Annotated in this window: 10 protein-coding genes and 1 riboswitch; of the genes, 8 read left to right on the top strand and 2 right to left on the bottom strand. The window is 58.3% G+C overall.

What is annotated here, in order from left to right:
* Positions 1 to 4: 4 nt before the first annotated feature.
* Together leuC and leuD are read left to right on the top strand one after the other, a co-directional pair.
* Positions 5 to 1,411 carry a 3-isopropylmalate dehydratase large subunit gene (leuC, locus tag AC6I77_RS03025; protein ID WP_013356753.1) on the top strand — a complete coding sequence of 469 codons (1,407 nt, stop codon included), beginning with the start codon at positions 5 to 7 and terminating at the stop codon, positions 1,409 to 1,411.
* 3 nt (positions 1,412 to 1,414) lie between these two features.
* Positions 1,415 to 2,020, top strand: coding sequence for a 3-isopropylmalate dehydratase small subunit (gene leuD, locus AC6I77_RS03020; RefSeq protein ID WP_008925570.1), 606 nt, complete (start codon positions 1,415 to 1,417; stop codon positions 2,018 to 2,020).
* Positions 2,021 to 2,059: 39 nt separating this feature from the next.
* Here the strand turns inward: leuD and AC6I77_RS03015 are convergent, their stop codons facing one another.
* Positions 2,060 to 3,238, bottom strand: coding sequence for an MFS transporter (locus AC6I77_RS03015; protein ID WP_003854780.1), 1,179 nt, complete (start codon positions 3,236 to 3,238; stop codon positions 2,060 to 2,062).
* Between the two features lie 253 nt (positions 3,239 to 3,491).
* Between AC6I77_RS03015 and sgrR the strand changes: the two genes are divergently transcribed.
* The 4 genes from sgrR to thiQ all read left to right on the top strand — a co-directional run bounded on the left by sgrR (position 3,492) and on the right by thiQ (position 8,595).
* Positions 3,492 to 5,153 carry an HTH-type transcriptional regulator SgrR gene (sgrR, locus tag AC6I77_RS03010; protein ID WP_497816714.1) on the top strand — a complete coding sequence of 554 codons (1,662 nt, stop codon included), beginning with the start codon at positions 3,492 to 3,494 and terminating at the stop codon, positions 5,151 to 5,153.
* A gap of 35 nt (positions 5,154 to 5,188) precedes the next feature.
* Positions 5,189 to 5,291: riboswitch (TPP riboswitch) on the top strand.
* A gap of 46 nt (positions 5,292 to 5,337) precedes the next feature.
* Positions 5,338 to 6,324: a thiamine ABC transporter substrate binding subunit gene (thiB, locus tag AC6I77_RS03005; protein ID WP_283543817.1), complete on the top strand. Its 987-nt coding sequence runs from the start codon at positions 5,338 to 5,340 to the stop codon at positions 6,322 to 6,324.
* Positions 6,300 to 7,907 carry a thiamine/thiamine pyrophosphate ABC transporter permease ThiP gene (gene thiP, locus AC6I77_RS03000; protein WP_497816713.1) on the top strand — a complete coding sequence of 536 codons (1,608 nt, stop codon included), beginning with the start codon at positions 6,300 to 6,302 and terminating at the stop codon, positions 7,905 to 7,907. Before thiB ends, thiP begins: the two co-directional genes overlap by 25 nt.
* The gene (gene thiQ, locus AC6I77_RS02995) at positions 7,894 to 8,595 is read left to right on the top strand and encodes a thiamine ABC transporter ATP-binding protein ThiQ (RefSeq protein WP_140033784.1); all 702 of its coding nucleotides are present in this window, start codon (positions 7,894 to 7,896) and stop codon (positions 8,593 to 8,595) included. The genes thiP and thiQ overlap by 14 nt, the downstream gene beginning before the upstream one ends.
* Before the next feature lie 3 nt (positions 8,596 to 8,598).
* Here thiQ and AC6I77_RS02990 read toward each other — a convergent pair whose 3' ends face one another.
* Positions 8,599 to 9,363 (bottom strand): DedA family protein, encoded by a 765-nt coding sequence (locus tag AC6I77_RS02990; RefSeq protein WP_003854790.1) that lies wholly within the window; start codon positions 9,361 to 9,363, stop codon positions 8,599 to 8,601.
* Between the two features lie 168 nt (positions 9,364 to 9,531).
* Between AC6I77_RS02990 and polB the strand changes: the two genes are divergently transcribed.
* On the top strand, positions 9,532 to 11,892 hold the full coding sequence (gene polB, locus AC6I77_RS02985; RefSeq protein ID WP_497817212.1) for a DNA polymerase II: 2,361 nt from the start codon (positions 9,532 to 9,534) through the stop codon (positions 11,890 to 11,892).
* Positions 11,893 to 12,045: 153 nt separating this feature from the next.
* The gene (gene rapA / locus AC6I77_RS02980; protein ID WP_003854794.1) at positions 12,046 to 14,952 is read left to right on the top strand and encodes an RNA polymerase-associated protein RapA; all 2,907 of its coding nucleotides are present in this window, start codon (positions 12,046 to 12,048) and stop codon (positions 14,950 to 14,952) included.
* Positions 14,953 to 14,974 lie beyond the last annotated feature (22 nt).

Genomic DNA, 14,974 nt, shown 5'->3' with positions numbered 1-14,974 from the left:
AAAAATGAAAACCTTATACCAGAAGTTATTTGATGCACATGTCGTCCACGAAGCGCCAAACGAAACGCCGTTACTCTACATCGATCGTCACCTGATCCATGAAGTGACCTCGCCCCAGGCCTTTGATGGCCTGCGCGCACACGGACGTAAAGTCCGTCAGCCGGGCAAAACCTTTGCCACGATGGATCACAACGTCTCTACCCAGACCAAAGACATTAATGCGTCGGGCGAGATGGCGCGTATTCAGATGCAGGAGCTGATGAAGAACTGCGAAGAATTTGGCGTACAGCTGTATGACCTGAATCACCCATTCCAGGGCATCGTCCACGTTATCGGTCCTGAGCAGGGTATGACGCTGCCGGGCATGACCATTGTGTGCGGCGACTCGCACACCGCCACCCACGGCGCGTTCGGCTCGCTGGCGTTTGGTATCGGCACCTCTGAAGTGGAACATGTATTTGCCACTCAGACCCTGAAACAGGGTCGGGCGAAAACCATGAAGATTGAAGTACTGGGCCAGGCGTCCACCGGCATTACCGCCAAAGATATCGTGCTGGCGATCATCGGTAAAACCGGCAGCGCAGGCGGTACTGGTTATGTGGTTGAATTCTGCGGCCCGGCCATTCAGGCGCTGAGCATGGAAGGTCGTATGACCCTGTGCAACATGGCGATTGAGATGGGCGCGAAAGCGGGCCTGGTAGCACCGGATGACACTACTTTCAACTACCTGAAAGGTCGTCAGTTCTCCCCACAGGGCGAGAAATGGGAGCAGGCCGTTGAATACTGGCGCACCCTGAAATCTGATGAAGGCGCGAAGTATGATGCGGTAGTGACGCTGCATGCTGAAGAGATTGCACCGCAGGTCACCTGGGGCACCAACCCGGGCCAGGTGATTGCCGTTGATCAGTTGATCCCGAACCCGGCCTCATTCGCCGATCCGGTTGAGCGCGCCTCAGCGGAAAAAGCGCTGGCCTACATGAACCTGCAGCCGGGCATTAAACTGACCGATGTTGCGATTGATAAAGTGTTTATCGGCTCCTGCACCAACTCACGTATTGAAGATCTGCGTGCCGCCGCCGCTATCGCCAAAGGCCGCAAAGTCGCGCCTGGCGTGGTCGCGATGGTGGTGCCGGGTTCCGGCCCGGTCAAAGCGCAGGCTGAAGCGGAAGGTCTGGATAAAATCTTCCTGGAAGCGGGCTTTGAATGGCGTCTGCCTGGCTGCTCAATGTGCCTGGCGATGAACAATGACCGCCTGAATCCGGGCGAGCGTTGCGCATCTACCAGCAACCGTAACTTTGAAGGTCGCCAGGGCCGTGGTGGACGTACCCATCTGGTCAGCCCGGCGATGGCCGCGGCGGCTGCCGTGACCGGCCACTTTGCCGACATCCGTGAACTGACGACAGGAGCTTAAGTCATGGCGAATAAATTTACTCAGCACACTGGCATTGTTGCACCGCTGGATGCCGCGAACGTCGATACGGACGCGATCATTCCCAAGCAGTTTTTGCAGAAGGTGACCCGTACCGGTTTCGGTCAGCATCTGTTCCATGACTGGCGCTTTGAAGATGACGCTGGTACGGTGCCGACGCCTGGCTTTGTGCTGAATAAGCCGGAGTTTAAAGGCACCAGCATCCTGCTGGCGCGCGAAAACTTTGGCTGCGGCTCCTCACGTGAGCATGCCCCGTGGGCGCTGACCGATTTCGGTTTCCACGTGGTGATTGCGCCGAGCTTCGCGGATATCTTTTACGGCAACAGTTTCAATAACCAGCTGCTGCCGGTGAAATTAAGCGAAGAGGAAGTGGATGAGCTGTTCAGACTGGTAGCGGCCCAGCCAGGCATCAGCTTCACAGTCGATCTGGAAGCACAGACGGTGACGGCAGGCGACAAAGTCTATTCGTTTGAACTCGATAGCTTCCGTCGCCACTGCATGATTAATGGCCTCGACAGCATCGGCCTGACGCTGCAGCATGAAGCGTCGATTTCGCAGTATGAGCAGAATCAGCCCGCCTTCCTGCGCTGATTGCGTTAAAGCAGGGCGACATCCCGTCGCCCTTCTTCTTTATACGTCGCGCACCCGCGCCGACATCACCAGCGCCACTATCGCCAGCCCGAATGCCAGCCAGTAAACCGCCTCATGCCCAAGCCGCTCACTCAGTGTTCCCTGAATCACCCCAGCCAGAATCATGCCCGTTGAGATCGAATTGGTGAACATGGTGGTCGCCGCACCGGGTCGTCCTGGCATCAGATCCTGGAACCACAGCATCCCTATGCCAGCAATAATCCCGACAAATACCGCATTAAACAGCTGTAACACCATCAGCGAGGTGCGGGAATTGAAGAGCACCAGCCCCAGATAAAACAGGACGCCCGCCGCCACCGCGATCAGCATTAACCGCCGCTTGCCGATGCGACGCGCGTAATGGCCCGCCAGCAGCATCACCGGGATTTCCAGCCCGGCCGCCGTTCCCATCAGCAGACCGGCCAGTTTCTCCGGCAGACCCAGCGTGGTGCTGATATAGAGCGGCATATCAATGATATACATCGTGTTGCAGGTCCACATCGCCACCGAGGCGAGGAACAGCAAACGCACATCGCGATCGCGCCAGCCGCTCAACGGCAGCCCGCCGCTTTGCATCAGTGGTTGCGAACGTGGCACCGACGGCAGGGTAAACCAGACCAGCAGAATGCAGAGCAGAAACAGCACCGCGGCCACCATAAACAGCGTCACAAAGCCGTAGTTCAGCGCCAGCGCGAACGATAACGGCGGCCCGATCACCCACGCCAGCGACAGTTGCGCACGCATCACAGAACTGAACATCACTGCTTCACGCGCCGACTGATCGGCATACTCTCGTGCCAGCGCAAACAGCTGCGGCATAGAAACACTGGCCAGCGCTGACAGCAGTACACCCAGTGTCAGCAGAGTCAGATAGTCGCGGGTAAAGGCAAACAGTAGCGCATTCACCAGCGCCATCAGGCAGCAGAAAAGAATGATATGACGACGATCGCCGACGCTGTCTGAGCGCTTTGCCACCAGCATACTCACTACGATACCGGCCACCGCATTAATGGTGAAAAACAGCCCGACCCAGAAGGGCCGCGCCTGTACCTCGCGCGTCAGAAACAGGCTGAGCGTCGGTGCCTGCAGAGCACCCGCGATGCCCAGCATGAACGAGGCGACCATAAAAGCGAGGTAAACCGGGTTGATGCGGCGCTGCCGCGTTAACAGCGATTTCATTCGAAATCCCTTACAGAACAAACAGAGGGGAAAAAAGAAGGGTAGACGATACCGCGCAACATGAAAAAAGCCAGCAGAGATCATCTGCTGGCGGTGTAAATGCACCCTACTCAGAAAAGCACTCCGCTGAACAGCGAAGTGAGGGTCGAACGCCATTCACTGCTGAATGCCTCCCGCTCTTCCCATAGCGTAAAGTTTGCTCTTAAAATGGGGCAGGAAAAACAGAGCGCTTTTCACAGGGAGTTCCCCTTTTATGTCCTCATCACGTCTGAAGCAGCAGTTCATCCGCCTGTGGCAGAGTTGTCAGGGCCAGACGCAGGAGATTACGCTCAGCGAACTGGCTGATCTGCTGCACTGCTCGCGCCGCCATATGCGCAATCTGCTCAACCGGATGCAGGCCGCAGGCTGGCTGACCTGGCAGGCTGAAGCCGGACGCGGCAAGCGATCGCAGCTTATCTTCTGCTACACGGGCCTGGCCCTGCAGCAGCAGCGTGCCGAGGATTTGCTGGAACAGGATCGCATCGATCAGCTGGTCCAGCTGGTAGGCGATAAAAACCAGGTGCGGCAGATGATCAGCGCGCACCTGGGGCGCAGTTTCCGGCAGGGCAAGCATATCCTGCGGGTGCTCTACTATCGTCCGCTGCTCAACCTTTTGCCCGGCTCGCCGCTGCGGCGCTCGGAAACCCACATTGCCCGACAGATTTTCAACGGTCTGACGCGGATAAATGAGGAAAACGGGGAAATCGAACCCGATATTGCGCACCACTGGCAGCAGACGTCTCCACTTCACTGGCGCTTCTTCCTGCGTCCGGCGATTCGCTTCCATCACGGCAGAGAACTGGAGATGGAGGATGTGCTCGCCACGCTGGAGCGTCAGCGCCCCCATCCGCTCTTTTCCCATATTGCGCAAATCGACTCACCTGCCCCCTGGACGCTGGATATCCGTTTAAGCCAGCCCGACGAGGGCTTGCCCTGGCTGCTGGGCAGCGTCAGTGCGATGATCCTGCCGCGCGAATGGCCGACGCTGCAAGACTTTGCTCGCCAGCCAGTTGGCACCGGTCCTTACCGGGTGATCCGCAATCAGGAGAGCCAGCTGAAGATCGAAGCGTTTGATGACTACTTCGGTTTTCGCGCGCTGATTGATGATGTCTCTATCTGGGTACTGCCCGACATCAGCGATGAGCTGGTCTATGCGGGTGTCCGTCTGCAGGGCGGCAGCACCGATGAAGTTCAGGAGGAGAGCCGCCTTGAAGAGGGCTGCTACTATCTTTTGTTCGACCAGCGTTCAGAGCAGGGTCGCAACGAAGCGGTCCGGCGCTGGGTCAGCTACCTGTTTAACCCCATCGCCCTGCTCAATCACGCTGGTGTCGGCTATCAGCGCTACTGGTTTCCGGCGTATGATCTGCTGCCACGCTGGCATCATCGCCGTGACCTGACGCCAGTAGAAAAACCGCCCGACTTAACCCATCTGACGCTGACCTGGTACAGCCAGCACGTGGAGCATGAAGGCATCGCGAATGCGCTGCGTCCGCTGCTGGCAGAGCATGGCGTCACGCTGGAGACCCGTGAGATCAGCTACGAAAGCTGGTATCAGGGCGAAACGGAGAGTGATATCTGGTTGGGAAGCGTGAACTTTACCCTGCCGCTGAATTATTCGCTGTTCGCACAGCTTTATGAGATCCCGCTGCTGCATCACTGCCTTGCTATCGACTGGCACGGCGATGCGGCCCGCTGGCGCGAGAAAGCGCTGCCGCTGGCCGAATGGAGCAAACAGCTGGTCGACGAAGCCGGCCTGCATCCGCTGTTTCATCACTGGCTGTTGCTTGAAGGGCAGCGCAGTATGCGCGGCGTCCGGATGAATACGCTGGGCTGGTTTGATTTTAAATCGGCCTGGTTCGCCCCACCCGCGCTGTGACGCTTTCGCCCCGGCGCTGAAATGACTAGAATGTGACGTTCTCAACGGGGTGCGGCCTGCCACAAGCAAGCCGCTGAGAGAGACCCGTCGAACCTGATTCGGTTAATACCGACGTAGGGATTTGAGAGGCCTCTGTGCTCAGATCCTTTGCGACTCATCCCCTATTCTCCTGAAGGAGCGCAAAGTGTTAAACAAAGTTCTGCCGGTGCTGCTGTTACTCTCCGCCCCCGTTCTGGCGGCTAAGCCGGTTCTCACGGTCTACACCTACGACTCCTTCTCCGCCGACTGGGGCCCTGGCCCGGCGGTTAAAAAAGCCTTTGAAGCACAGTGCGACTGCGAGCTGAAATTCGTCACGCTGGAAGATGGCGTGTCGCTGCTGAACCGCGTGCGGATGGAAGGCAAAAACAGTAAAGCCGATGTGGTGCTGGGGCTGGATAACAATCTGGTGCAGGCCGCGCAGAAAACAGGTCTGTTTGCCGAAAGTCAGGTCGACACATCGACATTAAAACTGCCCGATGGCTGGCACAACACCACCTTCGTGCCGTTCGATTATGGCTACTTCGCGTTTGTTTATGACAAAACGCGGCTGAAAAATCCGCCAAAAAGCCTGAAAGAGCTGGTCGACAGCCCGGAGAAGTGGCGGGTGATCTACGAAGATCCCCGCACCAGCACGCCCGGCTTAGGTCTGCTGCTCTGGATGCAGAAAGTCTATGGCGATCAGGCTCCGCAGGCGTGGCAAAAGCTGGCGCAGAAAACCGTGACGGTCACCAAAGGCTGGAGTGAAGCCTATGGCCTGTTCCTCAAGGGCGAAGGCGATCTGGTGCTGAGCTACACCACCTCTCCGGCTTACCACATCATCGAAGAGAAGAAAGAGAATTACGCCGCTGCACCCTTTGCAGAGGGTCATTATCTGCAGGTCGAAGTTGCCGCGCAGCTAGCCAGCAGCAAACAGCCGGCGCTGGCACAGCAGTTTATGAAGTTTATGGTCTCACCTGACTTCCAGCGCACCATCCCCACCGGCAACTGGATGTATCCGGTGATTGATACGCCGCTGCCAGCAGGTTTCGCGGCGCTCAACGTGCCTTCCACCGCTCTGCAGTTCTCACCGGAAGAGGTGGCCAGCCAGCGTTCAGGCTGGATTAGCCAGTGGCAACGCGCCGTCAGCCGCTGATGCCGCGCTGGCTGATTCCCGGTTCGCTCGCCACGATATTGCTGACCATCGTGGCATTTATGGCGTTCGGTGCACTCTGGAGCGCCGCACCGGACACGGACTTACGTAGCGTGCTGCAGGATGACTACCTGCATCACGTTATCGCGTTCACTTTTGGTCAGGCGCTGCTCTCCGCCCTGCTGTCGCTGCTGCCTGCGGTTCCGCTGGCGCGGGCGCTCTATCGACGCCGTTTTCCGGGTCGTCTGCTGCTGCTGCGCCTGTGCGCCATGACGCTGGTGCTGCCAGTGCTGGTCGCGGTGTTTGGCCTGCTGACCGTCTATGGTAGCAACGGCTGGCTGGCGAAGCTGTGCCAGCTGGCAGGCATCGGTTATCACTTCTCTCCCTATGGCCTGCCGGGCATTTTGCTGGCGCACGTCTTCTTTAACCTGCCGCTGGCGACCCGCCTGATGCTGCAGGCGCTGGAGAGTATTCCGGCGGAACAGCGTCAGCTGGCGGCACAGCTTGACCTGCGCGGCTGGCATCATTTTCGTCTGCTGGAGTGGCCATGGCTGCGGCGTCAGCTGTTGCCGACCGGTGCGCTGATCTTCATGCTCTGTTTCGCCAGCTTTGCCACCGTACTGTCACTCGGCGGCGGTCCGCAGGCCACTACCATTGAGCTGGCGATCTTCCAGGCGCTGAGTTATGACTACGATCCCGGACGCGCAGCGCTACTGGCGCTCATCCAGCTCGGCTGCTGTCTGACGCTGGTGCTGCTCAGCCAGCGTTTCAGCAAGGCGATTCCTGCCGGAACCAGCCAGTTGCATGGCTGGCGTGATCCGCAGGATTCGCGTGGAGCACAGCTGATCGATGCACTGCTGATCCTGCTGGCACTCCTCCTGCTGTTGCCGCCGCTGGCGGCGGTCATCGTCGATGGTCTGCACGGCGGACTGCGCGGCGCGCTGGCGCAGCCTGCACTGTGGCAGGCCACCTTGACGTCATTGCGTATCGCCATCGGTGCCGGTCTGATCTGTGTGGTGCTGACCATGATGCTGCTGTGGAGCAGTCGGGAACTGCGTCTGCGCCAGCGTCCGGCGGCGGCACAGTTGATCGACACCAGCGGCATGCTGATTCTGGCGATGCCAGGCATTGTGCTCGCCACCGGCTTTTTCCTGCTGTTCAATGCCACTATTGGCCTGCCTGATTCGGCAGAAGGGCTGGTGATCTTTACCAATGCGCTGATCGCCATTCCCTATGCGCTGAAAGTACTGGTAAACCCGATGCGGGATGTCGCAGAGCGTTACGGCAGGCTCTGCGATTCGCTGGATATCCACGGCTGGAACCGGCTGCGGCTGATCGAGCTGCGGGCGCTGAAACGTCCGCTTGCCCAGGCGCTGGCCTTTGCCTGCGTACTGTCGATTGGTGATTTCGGCGTGGTGGCACTGTTTGGCAACGCTGACTTCCGCACACTGCCGTTCTACCTTTATCAGCAGATTGGTGCCTATCGCGGCGCAGATGGCGCGGTCACCGCCCTGCTATTACTGCTGCTCTGCTTATTGCTGTTCACGCTAATGGAAAAATTACCAGGCCGCCATGCTGACTCTTGATAACCTCACTTACCTTTATCAGCATCTGCCGATGCGCTTCAGCCTCAAGGCCACACGTGGCGAGCGCATCGCCATTCTCGGCCCCAGCGGAGCCGGGAAGAGTACCCTGCTGAGCCTGATTGCCGGTTTCCTGCCGGTGAAACAGGGCACCCTGATGATTGACGGGCAGGATCACACCCACAGCGTGCCAGCCAGACGACCGGTTTCGATGCTGTTTCAGGAGAACAACCTGTTTCCGCACCTCAGCGTGCAGCAGAACATGGCGCTGGGGCTGCATCCGGGATTAAAACTCAGCGCTGAGCAGCGTCAGCAACTGGCTGCACTGGCCGATCAGGTGGGATTAGGCGATCTGCTAAACCGTTTGCCGGGCGAGCTGTCGGGCGGACAGCGACAGCGTGTGGCGCTGGCGCGCTGTCTGCTGCGTGATCGTCCGGTGCTGCTGCTGGATGAGCCTTTTTCTGCACTGGATCCCGCGTTGCGCGGCGAGATGCTGCAACTGGTGCGTTCAGTGTGCGAAGCGCGCAGCATTACACTGCTGATGGTGTCGCACAGTCTGGAAGATGCCCAGCAGATTGCGCCGCGCAGCGTAGTGATTGTGGATGGACGGGTTTACTGGGATGGCGAGACCCGACAGCTGCTGTCGGGTGACACGCGGGAGGCCGAGGTCCTCGGCATCCCGCGCCGTTAAGCGTTACGCGAAGAAAACCTGCCACAGCAGATGACGGAAAATCGGCATCATCGGATGGAACTGAATGCCGACAAATGCCGCGACGGCGATCACCAGCCCCAGCGGACCTGCCCAGCGCAAACGCTCCGGCGGCAGCCAGGCTGTCGCCCAGTCACGACTCTTGCCGCTGCGCCACCAGCGCCAGCATAACCAGCCCCCCAGCCAGATCAACAGTGCTGCGCCAAGTAACAGCCATTTAAAGCTGCCGCCCTGCGCGGCTTTCGGCACATCGATCGCCACGCCTGCCAGAATACCAGGCAGCAGATAGAGCGGTGGCCAGAGGATGCAGCCGATAAGGTTCGGCGGCAGAAATTTACGCACCGGCAGCTCCAGCATACCGGCCGCCAGCGGGATCAGCGGACGCGTAGGTCCCACAAAGCGCCCGACCAGAATCGTAAACATGCTGTGCTGATGCAGGGCGTGCTCGGTTTTATCCAGCAAGCCTTTGTACTTTTGCAGATACTTCCAGCGGTGCAGCGGCCCCTGGAATTTCCAGCCGATACCGTAAGAAACCCAGTCACCAATCAGGCAGCCCGCAAAACCCGCGGCCCAGGCCGGGTAAAGGCCCAGCTCGCCACTGCCGATCAGCGCGCCCAGGCTGGCCATCATCACTGTACCTGGCAGCAACAGGCCGACCAGCGCCAGCGACTCCAGAAACGTCACCAGCGCAACGGCAAACAGAGCCCATTCCAGAGACTGCGTAATCAGTTGTTGAATCCAGGCTTCCATAATCATCCTAAGTAAAAGCAGAAGGCTGGATTGTCCAGAGCCAGCCACACAGCGTCAAGGCAAGAATTGTAGGACAATGTTGACAAAACCGGTGACGAGAACTGTATAAATATCCATGTTATACTTAAGCCGTTTTCTCACCCCTGAAATACTGAGTCCGGAGAACATCTGAATATGCCCCGCGCAGGTTTTCTGCTCACCCGCCACTGGCGCGACAGCCCGCATGGCACCGAAATTATCCTCTGGCTCGCCACTGATGCCGGTGCGCAGCGCGTGGTGCTGCCGGTGCAGGAGTCTGTCGCATTTATTCCCGAAGAATTTCAGGCGCAGGTGAGCGAACTCCTCAAGGATGAACGTCAGTTTCGGATTCAGTCGCTGGCGCTGAAAGATTTCCGCCGCCGCCCGGTTTTTGGCCTCTACTGTCCGCAGCATCGTCAGCTGCAGCGCATTGAAAAACGGCTGCGTGAACAGGGCATTCCGGTGTATGAAGCGGATATTCGCCCGCCGGAGCGCTACCTGATGGAGCGTTTTATTACCGCGCCGGTCTGGTTTGACGGCGAGCAGCGCGGTGATAGCGTGGTCAATGCGCGGCTCAAACCCCATCCCGACTATCGCCCGCCACTGAAGTGGGTCTCGCTGGATATTGAAACCACACAGCATGGCGAGCTCTACTGCATCGGGCTGGAGGGCTGCGGTCAGCGTCAGGTTTATATGCTCGGCCCGGCCAACGGTGATGCCAGCACGCTGGATTTCGAGCTGATCTATCTCGACAGCCGACCACAGCTGCTTGAAGCGCTGAACCAGTGGTTTGCAGATCACGATCCGGATGTGTTGATTGGCTGGAACGTGGTGCAGTTTGACCTGCGGGTGTTGCAAAAGCATGCCGATCGTTACGGCATTCCACTTCGTCTTGGTCGCCAGCAGGCCGCGCTGGAGTGGCGTGAACATGGCTTTAAGCCCGGCGTTTATTTTGCGCAGGCCAGCGGGCGGTTGATTATTGATGGCATTGACGCGCTGAAATCAGCGTTCTGGGATTTTCCCTCATTCAGCCTGGAGTCGGTATCGCAACAACTGCTGGGTGAAGGTAAAGCAATCGATAATCCCTGGCAGCGCATGGAGGAGATCAACTGGCGTTTTGCCAACGATAAACCGGCGCTGGCACGCTACAACCTCAAAGACTGCGAGCTGGTGACGCGCATTTTTCATAAAACGGCGATAATGCCGTTTCTGCTGGAACGCGCGGCGGTGAATGGCCTGGCAGTCGATCGCCACGGCGGCTCGGTGGCGGCCTTTGGTCATCTTTATATTCCGCGGATGCATCGCGCGGGATTTGTTGCCCCGAACCTGGGTGATGTGGCTCCGGAAGCCAGTCCGGGTGGCTATGTGATGGATTCGCGCCCTGGTCTGTATGACTCGGTGCTGGTGCTGGATTATAAAAGTCTCTATCCGTCCATTATCCGCACCTTCCTGATCGACCCGGTGGGTCTGGTAGAAGGACTGGCCCATCCTGATGATGCCGATTCGGTCGAAGGTTTTCGCGAAGCGCGTTTCTCCCGGCACACTCACTGCCTGCCTGCGATCGTCGAGCAGATCTGGCTGGGTCGTGAAGCGGCGAAAAAGCAGAAAAACCAGCCGCTGTCGCAGGCGCTAAAGATTATCATGAACGCCTTTTACGGTGTGCTGGGCACCAGCGCCTGCCGCTTCTTTGATCCGCGCCTCGCCTCCTCAATTACCCTGCGCGGTCACGCCATCATGCAGCAGACACGCGCGCTGATCGAGGCGGAAGGCTATGACGTGATCTATGGCGACACCGACTCCACTTTTGTCTGGCTGAAGTCCGCCCACAATGAAGAGCAGGCCGCCGCGATTGGTCACCAACTGGTGCAGAAAGTGAATGCCTGGTGGCGCGACCACCTGCAGCAGACCCACGGGCTGACGAGCGCACTGGAGCTGGAGTATGAAAACCATTTTTGTCGTTTTCTGATGCCGACCATTCGCGGCGCGGAACAGGGCAGCAAGAAACGCTATGCCGGACTGATTCGTGACGCCGCCGGTGAACGCATGGTTTTCAAGGGGCTGGAGTCGGTGCGAACGGACTGGACGCCACTGGCAAAAGCATTTCAGCAGCAGCTCTACCACCGTATCTTCCACCGTGAGCCGTGGCAGGATTACATTCGCACCACCGTCGCGCAGCTGCTGGCGGGTGAACTCGACGATCAGCTGATCTACAAAAAGCGTCTGCGACGTCCGTTAAAAGAATATGAACGAAACGTGCCCCCGCACGTGCGTGCCGCCAGGCTGGCGGATGAGCAGAATCGTAAATTAAACCGGCCTTTGCAGTATCAGAATGGAGGCCGGATTCGTTACGTGATTGCCACGGCAGGCCCCGAGCCACTGGAGGCACGCAGCACGCCGCTGGATTACGACCACTACGTTACGAAGCAACTTCAACCGGTCGCGGAGGGGATTCTGCCCTTTGTCGAAGGGGACTTTGCTACACTTATTACCGGGCAACTGGGGCTTTTTTGACAGGTGACGAATGCCCTGCCATCCAGTACCATAGCGCCCTTCCTGAAACTCACCGCTCTTAAAGCCCGCTCCAGACCTTGTTGTCTGGTGGTAGCGCTATTGCCTGAGCTTTGGGAACACCTTTAAAAACGTTAAAATTCGAGCAAACAATATATGGTTTTTACATTAGGTCAGCGCTGGATTAGTGATACGGAAAGTGAACTGGGACTGGGCACCGTGGTGGCGATCGATACACGTATGATCACCCTGCTGTTCCCCGCTACGGGAGAAAACCGCCTTTACGCCCGCAACGATTCGCCGGTTACCCGCGTCATCTTTAATCCGGGTGATACCATCACCAGCCACGAAGGCTGGCAGATGCGCGTTGATGAAGTACGCAACGAAAATGACCTGATGACCTATATCGGTACCCGTCTGGATACCGAAGAAAGCGACGTGATGCTGCGCGAAGTGATGCTCGACAGCAAGCTGGTATTCAGTAAGCCGCAGGATCGTCTGTTTGCCGGCCAGCTCGACCGGATGGACCGTTTTGCCCTGCGCTTCCGCGCCCGTAAATACCAGAGTGAGCAATACCGCCTGCCGATTAGCGGCTTACGCGGTATGCGTACTAACCTGATCCCTCACCAGTTGCACATCGCCCATGATGTGGGCCGCCGCCATGCGCCGCGCGTGCTGCTGGCCGATGAAGTTGGCTTGGGTAAAACCATTGAAGCCGGGATGATCATCCAGCAGCAACTGCTGGCTGGCCGTGCCGAGCGCGTACTTATCGTGGTGCCTGAAACCCTGCAGCATCAATGGCTTGTTGAGATGCTGCGCCGCTTCAACCTGCGCTTTGCGCTGTTTGACGACGACCGCTACACCGAAGCGCAACACGACAGCGACAATCCGTTTGAAACTGAGCAGCTGATTATCTGCTCACTCGACTTCGTGCGTCGCAACAAACAGCGTCTTGAAATGCTGGCCGATGCCGAATGGGATCTGCTGGTGGTCGATGAAGCGCACCATCTGGCCTGGTCAGAAGGCGAGCCAAGCCGTGAATATCAGGTTATTGAACAGCTGGCTGAAAAAACTGCCGGGGTTCTGCTGCTGACCGCGACGCCAGAGCAGCTGGGCATGGAGAGTCACTTCGCCCGTCTGCGCCTGCTTGACCCGGACCGTTTCCATGACTTTGCCGCCTTTGTTGAAGAGCAGCAGCATTTCCGCCCCATCGCCGATGCCGTTACCGCGCTGCTGGCGGATAAAGCGATCTCCCAGGCGGAGATGAACCGGATCAACGATCTGGTCGGCGAGCAGGACATCGAGCCGCTGCTGCAGGTTGCCAACAGCGACCGTGAAGGCAAGCTGGAAGCGCGTCAGGAACTGATCTCCATGCTGATGGATCGCCACGGCACCAGCCGCGTGCTGTTCCGTAACACCCGTAATGGGGTTAAAGGTTTCCCGAAACGCGAACTGCATCAGATCCGCCTGCCGCTGCCTGCGCAGTATCAGACGGCAATTAAAGTCTCCGGCATTATGGGCGCGCGCAAAAGCGCAGAAGAGCGGGCGCGCGACCTGCTCTATCCGGAGCAGATTTATCAGGAATTTGAAGGCGACAGCGGCACCTGGTGGAACTTCGATCCGCGCGTGGAATGGCTGATGGGCTATCTCACCACTAACCGTAAAGAGAAAGTGCTGGTGATCTGCGCCAAAGCGGCCACCGCGCTGCAGCTGGAGCAGGTACTGCGCGAGCGCGAAGGTATTCGTGCAGCGGTGTTCCACGAAGGTCTGTCGATCATTGAACGTGACCGTGCTGCCGCCTGGTTCGCCTCAGAAGAGAATGGCGCGCAGGTGCTGTTGTGCTCTGAGATTGGTTCAGAAGGCCGTAATTTCCAGTTTGCCAGCCGTCTGGTGATGTTCGATCTGCCGTTTAACCCGGACCTGCTGGAGCAGCGTATAGGTCGTCTGGATCGTATCGGTCAGGCACACGATATTCAGATTCTGGTGCCGTGGCTGGAGCAGACCGCACAGGCCGTGCTGCTGCGCTGGTATCACGAAGGGCTGGACGCATTTGAACACACCTGCCCGACCGGCCGGACAATCTATGACAGCGTCCATTCACAGCTCATCGGCTATCTGGCCGCACCAGAAAACAGCGAAGGCTTTGATGCCTTTATCACCGACTGCCGCAAACAGCATGACGCGCTGAAACTGCAGCTGGAACAGGGTCGCGATCGCCTGCTGGAGCTGAATTCAAACGGCGGTGAATCGGCTCAGTTGCTGGCTAACGCTATCAGCGAGCAGGATAACGACACCGGCCTGGTGAACTTCGCGCTTAACCTGTTTGATATTGTCGGTATCAATCAGGAAGATCGCAGCGATAACCTCATTGTGCTGACCCCTTCCGATCACATGCTGGTGCCCGATTTCCCTGGCCTGCCGGAAGATGGCTGCACCATCACCTTTAACCGCGATCAGGCGCTGTCACGTGAAGATACTCAGTTCATTACCTGGGAGCATCCGCTGATTCGCAACGGACTGGATCTGATTCTGTCGGGCGACACCGGCAGCAGCGCCCTGTCACTGCTGAAGAACAAGGCTCTGCCGGTGGGGACGCTGCTGGTCGAGCTGATCTATGTGGTTGAAGCCCAGGCACCGAAGCATCTGCAACTGACCCGCTTCCTGCCGCCAACGCCAATCCGTCTGCTGATGGATACGAAAGGCACTAACCTGGCAGGCAAAGTGGAGTTCGAAAGCTTTAACCGTCAGTTGAATGCCGTTAACCGTCACACCGCCAGTAAACTGGTGAATGCGGTGCAGCAGGATGTCCATGCGATTCTGACTCAGGCCGAAGAGAGCGTCGTCAGCGAAGCGCGTGCCGTGATTGAGGCGGCACGGACCGAGGCGAATGAGAAGCTGGGTGCCGAGCTTTCGCGTCTTAACGCGCTGAAAGCCGTCAACCCGAACATCCGCGACGACGAAGTTGAGGCGCTGGAAAGCAATCGTGAACAGGTGCTGCAAAGTCTGGATGAGGCCAACTGGCGTCTTGACGCGCTGCGCCTGATTGTGGTGACACACCAGTAAGCTCAGGGGCCGCATGGCCCCT

The organism is Pantoea sp. X-Soil-ISGK-259 (assembly GCF_059730705.1).
This window is presented reverse-complemented; position numbering and strand designations above follow the sequence as displayed.